20 protein-coding genes are annotated in these 20,171 nt (G+C 67.4%); 12 read left to right on the forward strand and 8 right to left on the reverse strand.

What is annotated here, in order from left to right; genetic code table 11:
• On the reverse strand, window positions 1-1,017 hold a 1,017-nt coding region (locus VFC51_16945; protein HZT08713.1), incomplete at its 3' end, for a substrate-binding domain-containing protein.
• 154 nt (window positions 1,018-1,171) lie between these two features.
• Between VFC51_16945 and thiO the strand changes: the two genes are divergently transcribed.
• Window positions 1,172-2,305 (forward strand): glycine oxidase ThiO, encoded by a 1,134-nt coding sequence (gene thiO, locus VFC51_16950; GenBank protein HZT08714.1) that lies wholly within the window; start codon window positions 1,172-1,174, stop codon window positions 2,303-2,305.
• Window positions 2,306-2,729: 424 nt separating this feature from the next.
• Here thiO and VFC51_16955 read toward each other — a convergent pair whose 3' ends face one another.
• A complete protein-coding gene (locus tag VFC51_16955; GenBank protein HZT08715.1) occupies window positions 2,730-4,097 on the reverse strand; it encodes an ammonium transporter in 1,368 nt (455 codons plus the stop codon).
• 225 nt (window positions 4,098-4,322) lie between these two features.
• Between VFC51_16955 and VFC51_16960 the strand changes: the two genes are divergently transcribed.
• The 4 genes from VFC51_16960 (at window position 4,323) to VFC51_16975 (ending at window position 7,910) form a co-directional block, all read left to right on the forward strand.
• A complete protein-coding gene (locus VFC51_16960) occupies window positions 4,323-5,477 on the forward strand; it encodes a M24 family metallopeptidase (GenBank protein ID HZT08716.1) in 1,155 nt (384 codons plus the stop codon).
• Window positions 5,478-5,557: 80 nt separating this feature from the next.
• A complete protein-coding gene (locus tag VFC51_16965; GenBank protein ID HZT08717.1) occupies window positions 5,558-6,454 on the forward strand; it encodes a radical SAM protein in 897 nt (298 codons plus the stop codon).
• A gap of 51 nt (window positions 6,455-6,505) precedes the next feature.
• Window positions 6,506-7,030, forward strand: coding sequence for a hypothetical protein (locus VFC51_16970; GenBank protein ID HZT08718.1), 525 nt, complete (start codon window positions 6,506-6,508; stop codon window positions 7,028-7,030).
• 34 nt (window positions 7,031-7,064) lie between these two features.
• The gene (locus tag VFC51_16975) at window positions 7,065-7,910 is read left to right on the forward strand and encodes a cytochrome c biogenesis protein CcdA (protein ID HZT08719.1); all 846 of its coding nucleotides are present in this window, start codon (window positions 7,065-7,067) and stop codon (window positions 7,908-7,910) included.
• Window positions 7,911-7,926: 16 nt separating this feature from the next.
• Here the strand turns inward: VFC51_16975 and VFC51_16980 are convergent, their stop codons facing one another.
• Window positions 7,927-9,051, reverse strand: coding sequence for a Glu/Leu/Phe/Val dehydrogenase (locus VFC51_16980; GenBank protein HZT08720.1), 1,125 nt, complete (start codon window positions 9,049-9,051; stop codon window positions 7,927-7,929).
• Between the two features lie 121 nt (window positions 9,052-9,172).
• Between VFC51_16980 and VFC51_16985 the strand changes: the two genes are divergently transcribed.
• The gene (locus tag VFC51_16985) at window positions 9,173-10,195 is read left to right on the forward strand and encodes a Gfo/Idh/MocA family oxidoreductase (protein HZT08721.1); all 1,023 of its coding nucleotides are present in this window, start codon (window positions 9,173-9,175) and stop codon (window positions 10,193-10,195) included.
• A 9-nt stretch (window positions 10,196-10,204) separates the two neighbouring features.
• Here VFC51_16985 and VFC51_16990 read toward each other — a convergent pair whose 3' ends face one another.
• On the reverse strand, window positions 10,205-10,981 hold the full coding sequence (locus VFC51_16990) for a Crp/Fnr family transcriptional regulator (GenBank protein ID HZT08722.1): 777 nt from the start codon (window positions 10,979-10,981) through the stop codon (window positions 10,205-10,207).
• A gap of 182 nt (window positions 10,982-11,163) precedes the next feature.
• Here VFC51_16990 and VFC51_16995 point away from each other — a divergent pair, with 182 nt between their 5' ends.
• The gene (locus VFC51_16995) at window positions 11,164-11,937 is read left to right on the forward strand and encodes an SDR family oxidoreductase (GenBank protein HZT08723.1); all 774 of its coding nucleotides are present in this window, start codon (window positions 11,164-11,166) and stop codon (window positions 11,935-11,937) included.
• 92 nt (window positions 11,938-12,029) lie between these two features.
• On the opposite strand, the gene VFC51_17000 is transcribed toward VFC51_16995, so the two are convergent.
• Together VFC51_17000 and VFC51_17005 are read right to left on the reverse strand one after the other, a co-directional pair.
• On the reverse strand, window positions 12,030-13,532 hold the full coding sequence (locus tag VFC51_17000; protein HZT08724.1) for an amidase: 1,503 nt from the start codon (window positions 13,530-13,532) through the stop codon (window positions 12,030-12,032).
• 37 nt (window positions 13,533-13,569) lie between these two features.
• On the reverse strand, window positions 13,570-13,809 hold the full coding sequence (locus tag VFC51_17005) for a hypothetical protein (protein HZT08725.1): 240 nt from the start codon (window positions 13,807-13,809) through the stop codon (window positions 13,570-13,572).
• A 131-nt stretch (window positions 13,810-13,940) separates the two neighbouring features.
• Here VFC51_17005 and VFC51_17010 point away from each other — a divergent pair, with 131 nt between their 5' ends.
• Window positions 13,941-16,115 (forward strand): VWA domain-containing protein, encoded by a 2,175-nt coding sequence (locus VFC51_17010; GenBank protein ID HZT08726.1) that lies wholly within the window; start codon window positions 13,941-13,943, stop codon window positions 16,113-16,115.
• Window positions 16,116-16,127: 12 nt separating this feature from the next.
• Here the strand turns inward: VFC51_17010 and VFC51_17015 are convergent, their stop codons facing one another.
• Together VFC51_17015 and VFC51_17020 are read right to left on the reverse strand one after the other, a co-directional pair.
• Window positions 16,128-17,039 (reverse strand): YihY/virulence factor BrkB family protein, encoded by a 912-nt coding sequence (locus VFC51_17015; GenBank protein HZT08727.1) that lies wholly within the window; start codon window positions 17,037-17,039, stop codon window positions 16,128-16,130.
• Between the two features lie 65 nt (window positions 17,040-17,104).
• Window positions 17,105-17,269, reverse strand: coding sequence for a hypothetical protein (locus VFC51_17020; GenBank protein HZT08728.1), 165 nt, complete (start codon window positions 17,267-17,269; stop codon window positions 17,105-17,107).
• A gap of 445 nt (window positions 17,270-17,714) precedes the next feature.
• On the opposite strand from VFC51_17020, the gene VFC51_17025 reads away from it, so the two are divergent.
• From VFC51_17025 to VFC51_17040, 4 genes are all read left to right on the forward strand, one after another.
• Window positions 17,715-17,987 (forward strand): hypothetical protein, encoded by a 273-nt coding sequence (locus VFC51_17025; GenBank protein ID HZT08729.1) that lies wholly within the window; start codon window positions 17,715-17,717, stop codon window positions 17,985-17,987.
• Window positions 17,891-18,736: an adenosylcobinamide-GDP ribazoletransferase gene (locus VFC51_17030; protein HZT08730.1), complete on the forward strand. Its 846-nt coding sequence runs from the start codon at window positions 17,891-17,893 to the stop codon at window positions 18,734-18,736. The genes VFC51_17025 and VFC51_17030 overlap by 97 nt, the downstream gene beginning before the upstream one ends.
• Window positions 18,733-19,476 (forward strand): adenosylcobinamide-GDP ribazoletransferase, encoded by a 744-nt coding sequence (gene cobS / locus VFC51_17035; GenBank protein HZT08731.1) that lies wholly within the window; start codon window positions 18,733-18,735, stop codon window positions 19,474-19,476. Before VFC51_17030 ends, cobS begins: the two co-directional genes overlap by 4 nt.
• Before the next feature lie 98 nt (window positions 19,477-19,574).
• On the forward strand, window positions 19,575-20,171 hold a 597-nt coding region (locus VFC51_17040; protein ID HZT08732.1), incomplete at its 3' end, for a TIGR00303 family protein.

Raw genomic sequence — 20,171 nt, forward strand, 5'->3', positions numbered from 1 at the left:
GTGCGCGAGATGTGGCCTGGGAATGACGAGGTCGAATCGGACCTCGGCTATGGGCACGAACGCCAGTCCGAGGGAAGTCGCCGTGGCGCGAAGGGCGACCGCAACGTCGGCGCCGCCGCTGGCGACCGCTACACCCGCGGCCATGTGGCTGTACACGACGCGCTCGTATCCATGAACGGCCGTCGACGGCACGCCGGCCCGCGCCAGATGCTCGTCGAGCAGCGCCCGGCTCCCGGCGCCAGGTTCCCGGTTCACGAGCCGCACGTTCCGGTCAGCGAGGTCGGCAACAGAACGAATCCGCTTCCGATTTCCGGGAGCTACGACGAACCCCAGCTCCCAGCGGGCGAATGCGACGAGCAAGCCGCCGGTCGGGGACAACGCCCGGCGGGCTTCGATCAAGTTGTAGTCATCGATGTCTGGGTCGTGAAGGTGGGAACCGGCCACGTGAGCCTCCCCCCGGGCGACGGCGTCGAGCGCCGTTTGACTGGCGCATGACAGCCAGAGCAGGCGCCCCTGCGAGCTGTGCCGCTCGATGTGCGCCCCGAGGATTCCCAGGCTGGGATCGCATCCCATGAGGAGCGCGGTCTTCTCCAGCTCCGCGACCGGGCGCAGAAGCTGTGCCCGGCCGGATCTGGCGTCATCCATCACCAAGGCGTCAGCGCTGACGAACCCTTGCTGGAGCTCGCGTCCCTCGGAAAGGGGATGGCCGATCCACCTGCCCGCGACATTGGCGAGCGCGATCCTGCGGACGTTGGGCTCCAGCGGGGAGGCGATCTCTACTGAGGGAACGTCGACCGCGGTGGGAATATGAAACAGCTCTTCGACCGGACATTCCAGCTCCCGGGCGAGCCGGAGGCCAACCAGGGTGTTCGGGATGTAGCTACCGCTCTCGATGGCGCTCACAGCCTGCCGCGTGAGGCCAACCCGCGCCGCAAGCTCCTGTTGCGACCATCCGCGCGCCGCCCGGGCGCGGCGTACCGAGTTCTCGACCCCCGGATCAGCGACACGACGCCCCACGGGTCCCCTCCTTGCTTCGAGCATTGTAATCGGTACGTGGAGCCGTGGATGGAATCCTTGCGTCGGTTGACATCGGTATCGGCGCCATCGATACTCCAGTCGTGACGATGACCAGCCGCGACCGATCGCGCCGACATCGACCGGAGGGGCCCCATTGAGCGAGCGCGCCGCCGACTTTGCCATCGTCGGCGGTGGCGCGATCGGATGCGGCATTGCGCACGCCCTCGCCCTCGAGGGCGCACGGGTGGTTGTCCTCGAGCGGTCACGCGTCGCCGCAGAGGCGTCCGGCGCCGCGGCGGGGATCCTGGCCCCTCGGGTCCACGCGACAGCCCCTGGCATGTTCGAGCTCGCCATGGCGAGCCACCGCCTCTTTCCGGAACTGACGAACGCGTTGAAGGAAGAAACCCAACTGGACCCCGAATACGTCCGGTCCGGCGTGTTGGACCTCGCCCACGACGAGGACGACGAGCGCGCCCTGCGGGCGAAGGTGGCAGACCAGGTTCGCAATGGGCATGCAGTCCAATGGCTCGACGCGGCGGAAGTTCACGCTCGGGAGCCGGCCCTCGCCCGTGACACTCGGGGCGCGTATTTCGACGCCGACGCCTATCACATCCACCCCGCGAGATTTACGCAGGCCCTGGCCCAAGCGGCAGCGCGCCGTGGCGCGCGTGTCCGGGTAGGCGTGGAGGCGCATGGCATCCGACGGACTGGGTCCCGAGCGATCGCCGTCCGGACGAATGACGGCGATGTCGCGGCCGACCACGTCATTCTGGCGTCGGGGGCCTGGATGGCCGCCTGCGGCGACTGGATCGATGTCCACGTCCCGGTGTATCCGGCGCGCGGCCAAATCCTCACCGTCTGTGCTGTGCCGCCTCCGATTCGCTGTGTCGTGTTCGGGGCAGATGCATACCTTCTGCCGCGCGTCGATGGGACCGTCGTCGTCGGGGCAACGGTCGAACGGGCCGGGTTCGATAAATCCCTCACCGCGGGAGGGCTCGGCTGGCTGTTCGGCGTCCTGGACAAGCTCTGTCCCGCGTTGTCGGCCGCTCCGTTCGATCGCGCGTGGGCCGGGCTTCGACCAGGCTCCCCCGACGAGCTCCCCATCGTGGGCATGGCGCCCGGGTGGGACAACGTGACGATCGCTACCGGTCACTTCCGCAACGGCATCATGCTGACGCCCATCACGGCGCGCCTCGTAGCGCGCCATCTGCTGCACGGGGTAGAGGACCCCCTCCTAGCGCCCCTGTCACCGCAGCGATTCAATCCGTCGGACCCCATAAAGAGATAGCTGGCCGATAACCGGCCAGCTATCCTTCGGTTTCCGCGCGCGGGAATTACGCGAGCGCTTCGCTCCGAGCGGTACGAGCTACGGCGTCGGCCTGCTCAACAGTCGACTGCGACGGCGCGAACGCCCAGACGATCATGAGTGCCGCAAAAGCAACAAAGGCAACCGCGATTTCGATCATGATTCTTGCCCTTTCTCTATCGTTCCTACGCTTTCACACGCAGCCCGCCGTCCGGCAGCACCGCCCAGAACAGTCCGAGGGTCGCGAAGGCGACGAGCGCCACAAGAATCTCCGGATGCATCCCCACGCCTCCACTGCCTTCGGTTTGCGGATGGAGCAATCGTACTGCTCCCGACTCCTCGATTCATGGGTGAAACCATCTGAAATTCGCTGGTCCGAATTTGGGCTTTCTGCATAAGCCTACCTTCATATCTCGACGGCGTAGGCTGCCTCGCCATGGACCGACGCGTCGAGCCCAGCCAACTCTTCATGCGGGTGCACGCGCAGTCCGACCAGAGCGTCGAGCACCTTGAGGATGATGAACGTCACCGAGCCGGCCCAAACCCAGGAGACGAGAACCGCGACGGCTTGCGAGACGAACTGACCTGGGTTGCCGTAGAACAGGCCGTTCGCGCCGGCGTCGTTGACTGCTATCGTGGCGAACAAGCCGGTCGCCAGGGCTCCCCAGGTACCGCCGATGCCGTGCACGCCGAACACGTCGAGCGCGTCGTCGACCCCCAGCCAGTGCTTGGTGGCGATCACGGCCCAGTAGCAGATGACGCCGGCGCCAAGCCCGATAAAGATCGCGCCCATTGGATTGACGAAGCCGCTGGCCGGCGTAATCGCGACGAGTCCCGCGACCGCGCCCGCGGCGGCGCCGAGCACGCTCGGGCTGCCCTTGTGCGCCCAACTCACGGTCATCCACGTGATGGCGGCCATCGCCGTCGCCACGTGCGTCACGACAAACGCGCTGGTGGCCAGGGCACCCGAGGCGAGCGCGCTTCCCGCATTGAACCCAAACCAGCCGAACCAGAGGAGCGATGCGCCCAGCACGACCATGGTTCCGTCGTGCGGCTCCAGCGGCTCTTCCCCGAACCCGAGTCGCTTGCCGAGCACAATCGCGGCGACGAGGGCAGAGATTCCCGAGCTAATGTGCACGACGGTGCCCCCGGCGAAGTCCAGGGCGCCGATTGCGCGGAGCATGCCGGGCTGGCCCGCGCAGCCGTTGATGCTTGGCGCGCCGGCGATGCCGGTGCAGCTCCAGACCCAGTGGGCGATGGGGTCATAGACGACGGTGGCCCAGATTAGCGTGAAGAACACGAACGCTTTGAATCGCATCCGTTCGGCGAACGCGCCGGTGATGAGCGCCGGGGTGATCACCGCGAACATCATCTGGAAGACCATAAAGGCCTGATGGGGAACGGTTGGCGCATAGTCGGCGTTCGGCGTGAGGCCTACACCGTTCAACCCGATCCAGCCGAGTCCGCCCAGCAGCCCGCGGCCGAGGTCCGGGCCGAAAGCGAGACTGTAACCCCATAGCACCCACTGCACGGTGATGAGGCCGATGATAATGAAGCTCTGCATGATCGTCGCGAGCGCGTTCTTGCGACGGACAAGGCCGCCGTAGAAGAAGGCAAGGCCCGGTGTCATGAGGAGCACGAGCGCGGCCGAGGTCAGCAACCACGCCGTGTCGCCCGTGTCAATCTTGGAAGCCGGCGCCGCGGCAGGCGCGGCAGCCGGCGCGACCGCCTGCCCAGCGGCGCCGGCCGCGAAGGCAAAGAAGATACCCGCCATACCCATGCCAACGAGGATGATGCGCCAGATCTTGCTCAACTCCCTCTCCCTGCGTGAAGATTTCGCAACCGGTCCCGATCTGAGTCGAGATACTACGGGCCCGGCCCCTCGGAGAATAGAGTCAAGTTGCCCGAAATGGTGCCAGTATAATTGTGCGCAATGTCCTATCTTGAGGAGCCTCAGGGCCGTCCCCTACGTGAAGCGGAGCGGAAGCGACGCTTGGACATGGTCTCTGATCTCATGCGTCGCCTGGGGCTCGCATGTATCGTGACGGCGCCGAACGCCGACGGCGACGGGCGGCTGCAGCCCGACTCCCAGTACCTCGCCGCGTGCGGGGCCGTTCCGACGGCCTGCATTGTCCCGGCCGACGGTCCGGGCGTCGCGCTCGACGTTCAGAGGGTATGCGCTGATGGGTGGCCAGACCCGTCGGCGCCGCAACACGAGACCATCGATCGCCTCATGCGCGAAATCGCCGCGCGTGTTCGCGCGGCGATCCCAACACGCGGCCGCTGCGGGATCACGGGGATTGGCGGCACGGCGGGCGCGCCCGACGGATCGGCTCCGTACGGCTTCGTCCGCACCCTCGCGACGGCGCTCCCGGGCGTGGAATGGGTCGACGTTTCCGAAGAGCTCCGCGCCATCCGCGAGATCAAGAGCGACGACGAGCGGGCATTGGTGGCCAAGGCGGTAGCGAACCTGGACTGTGCGATCTACCGTGCCGCGAACGTCGCTACGCCCGGCTCGTCTGAGCTGGCCGTCTGGTCAGCGATGATGGGCGAGCTTGTCGCGACGGGCAGCGATCCATCCGTCACGTGCCGGTGGGGAAGCGGTCTTCGCCCGCGGATTCTCGATCGGCCGACCCATGGCGAGCTGCAACGCGGATCATTGATTTTGATAGATCTCGAGGCAAGCGTCAGCGGCTACCGCACCCGGGCAGGCGGAGCCATCGCCCTTGAAGGGTGTGATGCGCTGTATCGGGACCTGTATCAGATGGTTGGGATCTACTGGTCGGCGTGCGTTTCCGGTCTCGCCAAGGCCGGCACATGGGCAAGGCTGGACGCCGAGCAGGCCACCATCCTCGAGCGGATCGCGAGCGATGCCGGCCTACCGGCTAAGCTGCGGGGTTCGCTCACCGTCGAGGGCTGCGGCCTCGGTCTCGACGCGCCGCGGCACCCCGCATCCCCTGCTGGCGAGCCGCCATCAGGGCCGATTCGCGCGGGGTCGGTCTTCGCCCTCACCGCGTCGCTGACCGTCGACGTGCGCGGCCGGGAGCACTCGGCAAGCTGGACCGACACGGTTGCCCTCGATGCCGATGGCCCGCGTCGTCTCGGCACACGAGCCCCCGGCCTCTTAGTCGCCTCCGGGCCGGGGTCCCAATAGGATACGGATCGCTCTTGACAAATCGAACGTGCGTTCTATAATGGTGCAGAACACTCGTTCTGATCGCAGTCGGGGGCGCCATGGTTCCACCCATCATCCACGAGATCGAGGCTCGGTCAGCCATCAACGCAGTCCGGGGCATGCCGTTCAAGTGGTCGCTCAATCCCTACAAAGGATGCGTCCATGGTTGCGGGTACTGCTATGCGCGGGCCTATCATGGTTTCCTCGGCTTGCCCGTCTCCACCTTCGACTCGCAGATCTTTGCGAAGACCAACATCGCGGCCGTGCTGGAGGTCGAGCTCCACAAACCATCCTGGGCCTTTGAGCCCATCGCCATCGGGACCGCCACGGATCCGTACCAGCGGTTCGAGGGCCAGTACCGATTGACGCGCGCCTGCCTGGAGACGCTGGCGCGCGTCGACAACCCCGGCTCCGTCACCACCAAAGGGACCCTCGTGACCCGGGACGTCGACGTGCTGGCCGATCTCGCCTCGCGCACCGAATTCGCGGTAAACGTCAGCCTCATCACCCTTGATCGCGAGATCGCGCGAACGATCGAGCCCGGAGCTCCGGCGCCCATGAGCCGCCTCCGCGCCATTGAGCGCTTGGGCGCCGCGGGGATCCCGGTCTCCCTCTTCCTCGCTCCCGTGCTACCCGGGATCACCGACGCTCCCGAGCAGATCGAAGCGGTCGTACGGGCCGCCGCCGAGCACGGCGCCCGGGACGTCTGGGCCGGAACACTTCGGCTCGCGCCCGACGTGAGAGAGCATTTCTTCCAGATCGTCGCTCGGCACTTCCCCCAGCTTCGTCAGGGATACCAGCGGTTCTACTCCGGCGCGACGTATGCTCCAACCGCCTACCAGCTTCGGGTCGAAGGGCTTGTTGGCGCGCAGCGCAGGGCGGCGGGCCTGGGCACGACTCCCACGCATGGCGAGTCCTCGCGCCAGCGACGCGGTCAGCTCGCCCTCCCCATCTAGCGCGCACGAGGCCGGCGAAGGACGTGACGGGTCGATCGCTACAATAAGTGGATGGACGACGTCTTTCACTCTTCGCTTCCGGATATGTCCCACCCTGCCCTTACCGAGCGGCTCGACGCCGATGGGCAGTCGATCACCATCCAGATCTCGAACATCCGACAGTTCGAGGACTACGGGCCCCACGTCGACGTGATCCACCTCTGGGCGCTACGCGCGGATGGGCAGCCGATCGTCCTGCGGGACATCTGGCCCGGGGCTCCGGGCGAGGCCGCCTTCCATTGCTGGAGCTTTCTCTGCGAGCAGCTCTCGGCAGCCGCCACGCTCGTCTACGGCTTGCGCCCACGGGACGACGGCGGGCCGAATCCCCGACTTGGCTGCTGGGGACCCCGCCCCGACCTCGCACGGCCGGATGCGGACGACAGCGCGACCGCGGTCGTAATTGGCGTGGCCGTCGACACCTCCGATGCGCTCCGCGAGCCAAACGAGGGCCTCCTCGTCGTCACACTCCGCTCCGCCCTCGTCGTTGCGCTGCGCCACTGGGTCCAGACGGCGCGAGCGTGGGGGGCCGTATCATAAGCCTCGTGACGAACGCAATCAGAGCCAGCGCCCGATGACGGCCGACGCACAGCTCCTCACGCATTCGCGCACTCGGGCGTCCGTGGCGTTCGGTCTCCTCGGCATACTCCTGGGCCTGGGGCTGGTGGCCGTGCGCGATCGCCTGTATCAGGTCCAGGGCAGCGCCTCGCTCCTCGCCACCGCGCTCCCGTTCGGCTATGCGTACGCGGCGGGTGTCGTGGCCGCGTTCAATCCTTGCGGCATCCTCCTCGTCCCTTCCCTGGTCGCGTACGTGGTGGGAAGCGGCGACGGGCACGAAAAGCGATGGGAAGCCCGAGCCGGCGGCGCGCTCGTCTTCGGTGTGATGGCCAGCCTCGGCTTCGCTGTCGTCTTCGCCGCCGTCGGTTTGCTGTTCGCGATCACGGGTAGCGCCATCGGCAGGCTCTTTCCGATCGGGGGCCTGCTGGTTGGCTTCGCGCTCGGGGCGCTCGGCGCGTGGCTGCTGGTGTCGGACCGGCCATTGGGAATCGTTGGGGCGACGCGAGTCATGGAGCGCGTCCGCCTCGACGCGCAGCCACGCTCGCTGTTCGTGTTCGGCGTGGCATACGGCGTGGCGTCCCTCGCGTGTACGCTGCCCGTGTTCCTCGTCGTGGTTGGGAGCGCCCTCACCTCCGCCGGACTCGCGCAGGCCGCCGCCCAGTTCGTCAGCTACGCGACGGGTATGGGGACCGCCCTCACAGCGGTCATCCTCGGCGCGGCCCTTTTTCAGGGCCTTGTCGCGCGCAGCCTCCGCCTGGCCGCACCGCACGTCCACCGGCTCGCCGCGGCGATGCTGCTCGGCGCCGGCATCTTCGTCGTCCACTACTGGCTCGGGCCCAGTCGCCTCCTGCTGATTCGCTGACGCGCTGCGGCGTGCCTCAGCCCCGTCTCAGGTCGTGGGCGACGAAGGGGCGATGCACCTCTCCAATGCGGCGGATTCGCTCCTGGGCAAGCTGATCCGCGGCGACGCTCGTCGGGACGGCGTCGTCGCGCGCCCGATCGAACACGCGACGCATCGTCTCGCGAACGCGCTCCGCCACGGCCTCCGCCCGCGCGCGCGGCGCCTTCAGGATCTCGCACTCAGCGCTGATGATTCCGCCAGCGTTCACGACGTAATCGGGCGCGTAGACGATGCCGCGCTCGTGCAGCACCTCACCGTGGCGGTCCTCGGCCAGCTGGTTGTTCGCGCCGCCGCACACGAGTCGACATCGCAGCCGCGGGATCGTGTCGCCGTTCAGCACGGCGCCGAGCGCGTTCGGCGAGAAGACGTCGCACTCCACGTCGTAGATCTCGTCAGGCCGAACGACGACGGCACCGAACCGCTGGGCGGCGGCTTCCGCGGCGTCACTCGCCACGTCCGAGACCCACAGCCGCGCCCCTTCCTCTTTCAAATATTCCATGAGGTGCTGGCCGACCTTTCCCGCGCCCTGGACGGCCACCCGCTTGCCAGCCAAAGAATCGGAGCCCCAAACCTCCTCTGCGCCTGCCTTCATCCCGAGGTACACGGTGCGCCCGGTCAGGATGGACGTGTCGCCGAGTCCGCCCCATGCCTCGGGCAGGCCGGTCACCCACGGCGTCTCCGCTCGGACGTGCTGGAGATCGGCCGCGCTGGTTCCGACGTCCGTCGCGCAGATGTAACGGCCGCCCAGCGAGTGAATGAAGCGGCCCATGGCGCGAAACAGCGACTCTGACTTATCCGTTCGCGGGTCGCCGATGATGACCGACTTCCCGCCACCCAGGTCTAGACCGGCCAGCGCGCCCTTGTAGGTCATCGCCCGAGCGAGCCGCAGCACGTCGTTGAGCGCATCCATCTCCGTCGGATATGGCCGCATACGGATCCCGCCGAGGGCCGGCCCGAGCGTCGTGTCGTGAACGGCGATGATCGCCTTGAGCCCGGACGCTCGATCGTGACAGAAGACGACCTGCTCGAAACCGTCCGCGACGATGGACGGAAACAGTTCGCCTGGGTGAATCGCCGACTGCGCACCGTTGGAAACAAGCACCCTGCGCACCTCCTCGCATTCAAATTCTAGCTCCGAGCTGAGGCGGACATTCTTGACGGGCCGCCGGGCCGTGTCTCAGAATCCTCCTCGCGTCGCGCGACACCGACGGCTGGAGATGTCGATGGCCGAGGCTTCACGAGAGATCCGCCTCCTTCGCGAGGCCGACGTGGCAGCGCTGCTCGATGCGGATCCGGGGCTCCGCGGCGCGGTAGAGGCCCTCGAGCGCGGCTTTCGCGACTACCACGCGGGCGCCCTCGGGCTCCCGGAGCGCGACGAGCGCGTCCGCGTCGTGTACCCACCCGGCCACAAGCTGCGCCCGTACCCCAAGGACATGCGCATCCTACCGGCGATGGTCCCGTCTGTTGGCGCCGCGGGAATACGCCTGGGCTGCGTCTCTGAACAGCGCGGCGGCGGCGTGAGTATGACGATCCTGATGGACTTCGAGCGGCTCGGCCTCCTCGCCTTCATCGAGGACCACCTTCTCCACGGCGTTCGCTCGGGAGGCCCGTCCGGGATCGCGGTCAAGCACCTCGCGAGGCCCGACGCGCGGCGCATCGGCATGATTGGCACGGGGCGGATCTCGCGGGTCCAGCTCACCGTCGCGGCCGGCGCGCGACCCATCGAAAGCGTGAAAGCGTTCAGCCGGCGCAAAGAGAACCGAGAAGAGTTCGCGCGAACCTATCGTCGCAAGCTCGACCTGGACATCCACCCGGTGGACTCCATGAAGGAGGCGATCCGCGACGTCGACATCGTCCTCGTGGCCACCGACTCGCACAACGCGCCCGTCCTCGACGGCAATCTCCTCGCGCCGGGGACGCTCCTCTGCTCGGTGACGCCGGGCGAGCTGGACGAGGCCACGTGCCTCCGGGGGCGGGTCGTGACCACGTCACGCGTGCGGATCACGCAAGACTACACGTTGTGGGAGCCGATGGCGCGGATCGTTTTGCGTGGAGAGCGCGACCTCGACCGCGACGTCACAGAGCTGGGTGAGATCTTGGCGGGGGAACGCCCGGCCCGGCAGTCTCCGGACGAGATCATTACGTTCCTCAGCCCGGGCATCGGCTTCTGCGATGTGGTGGTCGCCAAGTGGGTATACGATCTGTCGGTCCAGCGTGGCATCGGCGAGGTCGCCTGGACGATCTGACAGAAAAGCTCAGTAAACCCGGCGCTGCAAGTCCTCCGGCCGCAGCACGACGATGCGGCGATCTTGGGTCTCTATCATGCCACGCGCCCGAAACGAGCCAAGATGCTTATTGACTGACTCGCGGGTCACGCCCACCATGCGGGCCAGATCCTGCTGCGTCAGGTCCATATCGATGATGCACCCCTCCGGCGTGTCCCGACCGTAGTCGCGAGCCAGATCGAGGATCTTTTTCGCGAGCCGACCGGCGACGTCTAGAAAGATGGCGTCCTGGATGAATTCGTAGGTGTTCCGAAGGCGATCCGTCAACGTACCGAGCAGCTCCTCGGCGAGCTCCGGGCATGCCGCCACCGCCTGAAGCACCGTCTTGCGATCTAAGACGTAGACCTCCGTCGGCTCCATTGCGATGGCCGACACGGGCCACGCCCCGCCATCCAGGAGCGAGACTTCGCCGAAATACTCACCCTCACCGAGAACCGAGATCAGCAGCTCGTCGCGCCCTTCGGCGCTCAAGAGCAGCTTCACCTGGCCGCGGACGATGAGGCAGAGGCTGTCCGCGGGATCACCCTTTCGCAGCACGGTCTCTCCGCGCTTATATGCGCGGCGCCGAGCCGCCGATTCCAGCTTCGCTTCGATCTCGGGCGGCACGTTGAAAAAGAGATCGAGCCAGCTCGCCTCCCGCACGGGACAGACGACCTGGCCGTTCGTCGCCGCAAGGCCGTGATGGATCGATCGCGGGCGCGCTCGATCCGCCATCGGCCCCGCGACCCAATTGCCTGTAGCGGTCATGATGACTCCCAGCCCACGCTGGAGAATCGAGCGGGCACAATAACCCAGACTCAGATGGTGTAACGCTGCGATCGGGGATCTCGTTACGGCTCATCGACCGATCCGCATTTCTTTGTGAGCCGGATGAGACTCGGGCACGCACGAGAGCGGAGCATCGATCCGCGAGCGGGGTTTGGCGCAACGTGGACGAGACGAGAGGGCCACAGAGCAGCGGGGCGCCCGGATCAGGCCGGGTCGTTCTCGTCACTGGCGGCGCGCGCGGGATCGGTCGAGCGACCGCCCTCGACCTCGCGAGCGACGGCTGGGACGTCGCCTTCTGCTATCGAACCAGCCGGGCCGCGGCGCTCCAGGTTGAGGCGGAGATCCAGGACCGGGGACGCCGGGCGCTCTCCCTGGCCGCGGACGTGGCCGTACCCGACGAGGCGACGCGCCTCGTGGAACGGGTGCTCCACGCGTGGGGACGCCTGGACGCCCTGGTCAACTGCGCCGGTCCCTACCGCCGAGTTCCCATCCTCGAGGAGACGCCGGAGGGCTGGCGCTCAATGCTCGCGAATAATCTCGACGCGACCTACTACGTATGCCGCGCAGCCATTCCCACGCTGATGGAGCAGCGGAGCGGACGCATCGTGAATTTCGCCATCGCCAACGTGGACCGCCTCGTCGCGCAGCCGACCATGACCGCCTACGCCATCGCCAAGATGGGCGTCCTGATGCTGACTCGCACCCTGGCGCGCACCCTCGCCCCGCACGGCATCACGGTGAACGCGATTTCTCCCGGGTACATTGATGCGCCCGACCTCGCCGAAGCCGAGCGCCAGGACGCGATGCGTCGAATCCCGGCCGGGCACCTGGGAACCGGCGCCGACGCTGCCCACGTCGTGCGATTCCTGCTCTCCGCCGAGGCCAGCTACGTAACCGGGGCGAACATTCCCGTCAGCGGCGGCTGGGGGATTTGACGCGTGGCGAAGCTCAGACGTTGCCGCCGGGACGGCCGAGCCAGAAGGACCTGAGAGCGGCTGCACTCAGCGTGATGCTTGGGAAACGGTATCTACCGCGAAGGATCCGGCGGGCGCATGCGGTGCCAATCCGCCGCCTGCTCGAACGCGTTCGCGGCCACGAGGACCTTCTCCTCCTCGAAGGGGCTGCCGACGATTTGAATTCCCAGAGGCAGGACAGGCGGCGCGCTCCGCATGCCAGCCGGCACCACGATGCACGGAAAGCCGCAGAGGTTCCAGATCCCACTGAGGATTGGCGCGGATGGAAAGCCGCGCTCGTCGGGAATCGCGTCCCAGCCCGGGGTGACGAGCACGTCGAATTCCGTGAAGGTCGCCTGCATTCGGTCGATGAGGCTCGCTCGAAGCTGGAGGGCGCGCTGGTAGATGGCGGCGGAGATCAGGGAGCCCGCCGCGAGCTGACGGCGGACCGCGCTTTCCTTCCCGTAGTCCATCCCTGCGCGAAGATACGCCCGATGATAAGCGGCCGCCTCTCCGATTCGGATAACGCGCTGGCACGCGTGAGCGACCGACCCGTCAACGGGTAGGTCCACATCCCGCAGGTCCGCGCCCAGGCGCCGATACACGGCGATCGCCTCGTCGAAGGCCCGAAGGGATTCGGCACCACAGCCCGCCAGCGTCTCGGCGTTGTACACCCCGATTCGCCAGCCGCGCACACCACGTCGGAGCCGCGCATTGTAGATGGGGGCCGCCGTCAGCGCGGAGGACGGGTCGTTCGGGTCGTGGCCGGCCAGTCCGTTCAGGAGCAGCGCCGCGTCCTCCACGGTCCGCGCAATCGGCCCCACGTGGTCGAGCGTCCAGGAGATGGGGACGATCCCGTATGTGCTCACACGACCACGGGTCGGTTTTAGCCCGACCACACCGCAGCGCATCGCGGGCGATCGGATCGAGCCGGACGTGTCGCCGCCCGTTGCGCCCAGCACCATCTGGGCCGCCACCGCGGCGGCAGAGCCGCCGCTCGATCCCCCAGGGTCTTGGGAGAGGTCCCAGGGGTTCTTGGTCCCCGGCGTAGACCCGCCAAAGGACCACTCCGGCAGGTTGGTCTTCCCCACGATGATCGCCCCGGCCGCCTTGAGCCGCGCGACGACCGTCGCGTCGAAGGGCGGCGTGAAGCCGGCGAGAATCGGAGAGCGGGCGGTCGTCGGGAGATCGACGGTGTAGTGCGTGTCCTTGACGGCGATCGGGATGCCGTGGAGCTTTCCCCGATACCGCCGATGCGCGATCTCGTCGTCCGCTTCGCGGGCGGCGGCAAGACAGCGCGCGGGGTCGGCCCGCGCCACGAACGCGCCGATGCGCGGCTCCAGCCGCTCGATGCGCGCCAGCACCGCCCGCATGAGCTCGACGGACGACACCTCGCGCGCCGCGAGCTTGCGCCCCGCTTCTGCGATCGAGAGCCCGGACAACGCCTCATTGACCGGCTCCTCGCGACCGAGCCCGGCCCGGATTCCGGCGCCGCCAAGAAAATCCCGTCGCGACACGCGCCGATGCTCGCCGCGCTCCGAGCCGCTTCCCACCGTCGGCGATTCGGGTTCCCTCATGGCATCGGGAGCGGCGTCGCGCCGTGAGCGGCCCGAGTCATCGCGTGGGGCGCTCGAGGTCGACCATCGGTGGTTGTTCGGGTGAAATCTGGGCGGAGTCGATCACGTCCGCCAGGCGGCGGTACTCGTCGAAGACGTCGCAGATCGCGTCCAGGTCGGCTTCATCGCGCCATGATATGCCGAGCTGGCGAAGCGCCTCAGCCGCCCAGGCGGGGTCCGTTCGCGCGAAGTCGGGAGACGACGCGGGGACGCGAAACGCGTTCTCTCGTTCAGTCATGATTCGGCATGCCTGTCACGCAGCGCCTCCAGTATAGCGGTCAAACTTTACAGCCCATAGCCGGTCCGGTATCGTAGGTTTAGCTCTCGTGGGGATGGCGGGCACAAGACCCGCACAGACAAGGGGATCGAATGCGGGGCTATCGCTATTCTCGCTGGGACGGGACCCAGGAGATCGAGCTCTTCACACCCGAAGATGTGATGGAGCAGATCGCGGACGAGATGTTGGAGGACGGCAGCCTCCGCAGCGCGCTGCGGCGCATGATGCAGCGGGGCGCCGAGTTTTCCAGCGGACGCCGCATGATGGGGCTCCAGGAGCTGCTCGAACGCCTGCGGGAGGCGCGAACCCGCAACCTCGACCGCTTCAACCTCGGCTCGATCTTCGACGACATCGCCGAGAAGCTCGAAAACATCATCGAGACAGAGCGACACGGAATCCGCTCCCGGATCGGGGAGGACGACCCGCCGACGGGTGAGGCAGGCCCGTCGGCCGGGGCCGATGACCGGGCCGGCGCCGCCGACCCGTCCGTCGATCCGGCGAGCGCAGCGCCGGCGTCGAGTCCAGCGCCATCTTCCACCGGCGCTCCTGGCGAAGCGCCCTCGGGCGGGCGCGGCCAAGCCCCCGGCTCGACCGACCCGATGTTCCGCGAGATCCTGGAGAGCATGGCCCGAAAGCACCTCGAGCAGCTCGACCATCTGCCGCCCGACGTTGGCGGGAGGATCAAAGAGCTGCGCGACTACGACTTCATGGACGCCGAGGCGCGGAAGCAGTTCGACGAGCTGATGCAGATGCTGCAGCAACAGGTTATGCAGAGCTACTTCAAAGGGCTCCAGCAGAGCCTGCAGGCCATGACCCCCGAGGCGATGAAGCAGATCCACCAGATGGTGCACGACCTGAACCAACTTTTGGACAAGCACCGTCGTGGCGAGGCAACCGACGACGACTTCGAAGACTTCATGAAGAAATGGGGCCAATTCTTTCCCGAGGGAATCGAGAACCTCGATCAGCTCGCCCAGCACCTCCAGCAGCAGATTGCCCAGATGGAGTCGCTCCTCAACTCCATGACGCCCGAGATGCGTCGCGAGCTGGAGGACATGGTCGACTCGATTTTCGGAGACAGCCAGTTCCAGTGGGAGATGGCTCAGCTCGCCGCCAATCTGGAGCGGATGTATCCGATGCGGGGCGCCGCCAATGACTACCCCTTCAGCGGCGACGAGCCCGTTTCGCTCCAGGAAGCGATGAAGCTCATGGGCGATATGAACAGCCTCGACCAGCTCGAGCGCGAGCTGATGCAGGCGCTCAAGTCGAACGACGTGTCCAACGTCGATACCGACGAGATCGGCCGCCTGCTGGGCGAGGAAGCGCGACGAATGGCCGAACAAATGCAGCAGCTTACTCGCATGCTCGAAGAGGCCGGCCTCATCAAGCGCAAGGGGAACGAATGGGAGCTGACACCGCGGGCGATGCGCAAGATCGGCGAGCGCGCGCTCCAGGACATCTTCGGAAAGCTCAAGACGAGCACCTTCGGTGACCACACCCTCGAAAAGGGCGGCGTGGGCGTGGAACGGCTGGACGAGACCAAGCCCTACGTGTTCGGCGACCAGTTCCTCATCGACACCCAGCGCAGCGTGATGAACACCATCGTGCGCGAGGGCCCGGGAACGCCGCTTCGCATGAAGATGGACGACTTTGAGGTCTATCGAACCGAAACGCTGACCCAGTGCAGCACGGTCATCATGCTCGACATGAGCTACTCGATGATGATGGCCGGCCGATTCCAGGCGGGCCGCAAGGTCGCCCTTGCGCTCGACAGCCTAATTCGGTCGCAGTTCCCCAAGGACAACCTCTACGTCGTCGCCTTTTCGTACTTCGTGCTCACGCTACGCCCGGAGATGCTCCTCGACAGCTACTGGGTCGAGTACGGAGGCGGCACGAACTTCCAAGAGGCGCTTCGGCAGTCGCGGATGATCCTCAGCAAGCACAAGACGGGCACGAAGCAGATCATCATGATCACCGACGGGCAGCCGACGACCTTCAGCAGTTGGTCAGGCGACGACGGATGGGGAGGATTCGGTTACCGGCACTCGCCTCGTGCGCTCGAAGAGACGCTGCGCGAGGTCGTGCGCTGCACGAAGGACGGCATCACCATCAACCTGTTCATGATGGAGCGCGACCGTCACCTCTCCGACTTCGTCGCCATGATGGCGAAGATCAATCGCGGCCGCGCATTCTACGCCGCCCCCAGCCGGCTCGGCGAGTACATCCTGCTCGACTACGTCAACAACAAGCGGCGCGTCGTCCGCTAGTGCCCCTCGCGGTCACTTGCCGGTCGCCGCGGTAGCCCCGCGAAGGCGCGCCGCGACCGCGTTGACCTCCCCACCCGCCAGCAAGATGATCCCGACCGCGTACATCCAGAGCATGAGGACCACGGCCGCGCCGAGGCTCCCGAACGTCTTGTCGTAGGACCCGAAGTGATCGACGTAGCTGCTGAAGCCCACCGTCAGAATGACCCAGCCGACGGTCGCCGTCACCGTGCCCGGTAGCGCCTGGCGCACGGTGACGGAAGCGTTCGGGAGGGCGCGGTAGCACAGCAAGAGCGCCAAGCCGAGTCCGATCGCGACGAATGGCCGCTGGCTGGCATTCCACGCGCCGATGAATCCCTGCCCGAGATCGAACAGCTCCGCCAGCCATTCCCCCGCGCGTCTGCCGAGCGAGTAGAGGCTCACGCCGCCGATCATGACGACCGTGAGGGCAACTGTGGCGATCAGGGCCCGGGTCTGAACGACCCAGAAAGGCCGCGTCTCGCTGACGCCGTAGGCGCGGTTCAAGCCCTTGATGAGCGTTCCGACGCCGCCAGACCCGCCCCAGAGCGCCCCAGCCGCGCCAAAGGTCATCAGGCCCGGCGACCGCGTGGAGAGCACGCCGGCGACCCAATCGCTGATGACCCGCTCGATCTCCGGCGGGACGACCAACGCAATCGACGCCATCACGACGTTGAAGAGGTTCGCGTATCCGACCGTAGCGCTGATGAACCCAACAAGCGCGGCGAGAAAAATCAAGAAGGGGAAGAATGCAAAGAGGAGCCGGTACGCCATCTCCGCGGCGAGGCCGGTGATGTCGTCCTTGGCGAAGTCCATCGCCACCTGGCGCAAGAACTGCGCCCCGCGCGTTTCGGCTACGGTCGCCGCCGCGGACTGGAGCCTGCGAGGAACGCGACGTTCGGTCAACACGGGCGGATCCGAGCCCCCGATCCGCGAACGCGGCCAGTTCGGCTTGGTCGATACCCGGCGCTGGCTCAGTCGGCCTCGAGCAAGGCGTTCGCCTCGGCCTCGATCCCAAGCGCCTCACAATCGCGCAGGGTCGAGCGGAACGCCGCGTCGATGAGCCTGCTGCGGGCGTCTCGCTCCGACAGCCGCCACCGGAGGCCCGCACGCAGCTTCATGATTCGGACGAGCCGCATCAGGAACATCGCCTGCAGGTCGTCGTAGCGACTTCGCTCGTGAGACAGGGCCGTGCTCCAGCAAGAAGGTGGTGTGTGGCTCGCCGGCGGAATCGCCGCGGCCCGTGCGGACGGGCGGCCGCGCTTGCACCCAACCACATACTACCGTGCCGGATGGGTGCGCGTCAGGAATTCAGTGTAGCAAAGTCGAAAATCGGCTGCAGACGGCCGCTGCGTTCCGGAGATTGACGCGTCGCCGGGGCAGGACTATACTCCCGGTTAGTCGCAGATTCGCCAGTGACGCCCACACGCGGAGGGTTGACACGAGCGACGCGTCCACGCGGTGCAACGGGGCACAGCGTCCGAACCTTCGCCAGCGGCGAGGCGCACGTCTTACCTGCGATGCCGGTCCGCAACGAGCGGGCTGGCTTTTTTTCTTCGCGCCACACAGCGCAGGGGAGGCACCATGCAGTCCAGCCTGATCGGCAAGATCCAGAAGGCTCATCTCTATGCCGAGGAGCCGGATAGGATTCAGATTCACGACTTCGCCGCCAATTTCCGTGGCGACCACAGCACCTATGTCGTGACCTACCGAGAAAGCCGCTGGAGCTGCACCTGCAGCTTCTTCCCCCAGTGGGGCGTGTGCAGCCACATCATGGCGACGCAGCGAATGCTTGGAGGCATTGCCCCACAGGACGAAGCCGCGCCGGAGCCCGCCGTTCCGGCAGCCCGGGCATAATCGCGCCCCGATCACCCCTGATCGCGGCCCAATTCCTCACCCGTCTGCCGGTCCCGATCGCGCCCGCCGCGGAGCCCGCGGAGATCGGGAGCGCCATCGGCTGGTTTCCAACGGTGGGCATCCTCATCGGGGCGGTACTCGCGGGCGTCGATCTCGCGCTGTCGGGTCTCGTGTCCGATGATGCGAGGAGCGCCCTTCTCGTAGCGACTCTCGTTGCCCTGACGGGGGCGCTCCACCTGGACGGGCTCATCGACACCGTCGACGGACTCTACGCGGGACCCGACGCCAACGCGCGGCTGGCGGCGATGCGGCAGTCCACCGCGAGCGGACCCGGCGCCGTGGCTGGAGTTCTCGCCGTCCTGGCCCTGTACGCGGCCTTCAGCGGGCTCGGCCAGCACGAGCGCGTCCGAGCGCTCATGCTGGCCCCGCTCGCGTCTCGAACCGCCATCCTCTTGAGCTACCACCTGTACCCGTACGCCCGCGTCGAGCCCACCATCAGCCGCGCGCTGAAGGATGGCGCGTGCAGGCCCCGGCTGATGGGCGGCGTCGCCAGCGCCGGATTGTTCGCCATTGCGGTCGCCGGCGCACACGGCCTGGCCACGCTTCTGCTGGCGCTCCTCCTGGCGGCGCTCATCGGCCGGATGATTCTGACCCGGCTGCCCGGCCAGACCGGCGACACTCACGGAGCCATCGCGGAGATCACGCAGCTCGCGGTGTTGTTCGTCGCGCCGGCGCTTCTCGCACCGTGACCGAGCTCGTCGTCGCCCTGCAATTCCTCGTCCGGCTCCCAGTTCCCAACCGCGGCGACGTCACCATCGCCGACTTCGGGCGCTCGATGCGCTGGTTCCCGCTCGTGGGGGCGGGAATCGGACTCCTCGTCGGAGCCGCCGACGCCCTCCTTGCGCCGGTCGTCCCGGTGCAAGCGCGGAGCGTCTTAGCCGTCATCCTGCTCGCGGCCATCACCGGAGCGCTGCATCTCGACGGCTTGATGGACGCGTGCGACGGGCTCTTCGCGTTCGCGACGCCGGAGCGCAGGCTCGAGATCATGCGCGACAGCCGCGTTGGGAGCTTCGGGATCGTCGGGGCAGCCACGATCCTGCTTCTGAAATTCGCTGCGCTCCAGTCGCTGCCCGCGGACCGGCGGCTCGTCGCCTTCGTGCTCATGGGCGCCATCTCGCGCTGGGCGATGGTCTTCGCCACGACGCGGTTCCCCGCCGCGCGGCCGGACGGCCTCGGCCACGACTTCAAGGAATCGGCCGGCGGCGCAGAGCTAGCCTGGGCCTCCGGCTGGGCGCTGGCCATCGCGCTGTTCGGCGGACCGTCGGGCCTCGCCGCCCTCGTCCTCGCCGTCCTATCGACCTGGCTCGCGGCCCGGTACACGATGACGAAGATCCCCGGCCTCACCGGCGACGTGTACGGCGCCATCTCCGAGGGCACGGAGGCGCTGGTGGCCCTGGTGCTCACGCCCCTCTGGCATGCGCTGCCCTAGGGCCGGATGGTTGCCGTCATTCTGGAGGGTCCGGGCGAACGGCTCCCGAGCGGCCGTGGTACGCTTTGCACCATCACGTGCGCGACGGTGGTCCCGGGTTGGTAGATGGCACCTCGATCCTCTTCCCCTTCGCGGCAGGCGCCGGTCGCCGCATCGCGGCTCGCCTCCGCGGCCGTCGACCCACCTTCATCTGCGTCGTCGCGTCCACCGACACCGCGCTCGTCCCCGGGATCTCGGCCGCCGGCGCATCCCCCGAGCTGATCCCCTACACCGCGGCGGCGGACGCCGAGGTGCTGGCATATGGCGCCGCCCGCTGCATCCGCGGCGTACCCTGCAACCCCGCCGGCCCGCCGGGCCCTGCAATCATCGCGCGCGAGGCGCTGGAGCTGGCCGACATCCCACGCCTCGTGGTCAGCGCCGGGTGCCACGTGCTCCCCGATGCCCCCTACGTCGCGCTGGGGAGCGAGCCCGGCGCCCACATTGGCACCGGACGCGCCGTCCCCCACGCGCGGGATCTGTTCGACGCCGGCCGAGCGCTGGGTCGCGCGCAGGCCGCCCAAAGCGATTACCTCGTGCTGGCGGAAAGCGTTCCAGGCGGGACGACGACGGCCCTGGCGCTGCTCCTCGCCCTCGGGATCGCGGCCGACGGCCGCGTGAGCAGCAGCCTGGCGGGGAACCCGCACGCCCTGAAGAGC

The sequence above is a fragment of the Chloroflexota bacterium genome (assembly GCA_035652535.1).
In the GTDB taxonomy this organism is placed as follows: domain Bacteria; phylum Chloroflexota; class UBA6077; order UBA6077; family SHYK01; genus DASRDP01.

Bases quoted from the DNA above. Each gene is read 5' to 3' on its own strand.
- VFC51_16965 (HZT08717.1), top strand. From the start codon at position 5,558: ATGGTTCCACCCATCATCCACGAGATCGAGGCTCGGTCAGCCATCAAC.
- VFC51_16975 (HZT08719.1), top strand. From the start codon at position 7,065: ATGACGGCCGACGCACAGCTCCTCACGCATTCGCGCACTCGGGCGTCC.
- VFC51_17025 (HZT08729.1), top strand. From the start codon at position 17,715: ATGCAGTCCAGCCTGATCGGCAAGATCCAGAAGGCTCATCTCTATGCC.
- VFC51_17005 (HZT08725.1), bottom strand. From the start codon at position 13,809: ATGACTGAACGAGAGAACGCGTTTCGCGTCCCCGCGTCGTCTCCCGAC.
- VFC51_17010 (HZT08726.1), top strand. From the start codon at position 13,941: ATGCGGGGCTATCGCTATTCTCGCTGGGACGGGACCCAGGAGATCGAG.
- VFC51_16960 (HZT08716.1), top strand. From the start codon at position 4,323: ATGGTCTCTGATCTCATGCGTCGCCTGGGGCTCGCATGTATCGTGACG.
- VFC51_17020 (HZT08728.1), bottom strand. From the start codon at position 17,269: ATGCGGCTCGTCCGAATCATGAAGCTGCGTGCGGGCCTCCGGTGGCGG.
- VFC51_16970 (HZT08718.1), top strand. From the start codon at position 6,506: ATGGACGACGTCTTTCACTCTTCGCTTCCGGATATGTCCCACCCTGCC.
- VFC51_16955 (HZT08715.1), bottom strand. From the start codon at position 4,097: ATGGCGGGTATCTTCTTTGCCTTCGCGGCCGGCGCCGCTGGGCAGGCG.
- VFC51_17000 (HZT08724.1), bottom strand. From the start codon at position 13,532: ATGAGGGAACCCGAATCGCCGACGGTGGGAAGCGGCTCGGAGCGCGGC.
- VFC51_16990 (HZT08722.1), bottom strand. From the start codon at position 10,981: ATGACCGCTACAGGCAATTGGGTCGCGGGGCCGATGGCGGATCGAGCG.
- VFC51_16985 (HZT08721.1), top strand. From the start codon at position 9,173: ATGGCCGAGGCTTCACGAGAGATCCGCCTCCTTCGCGAGGCCGACGTG.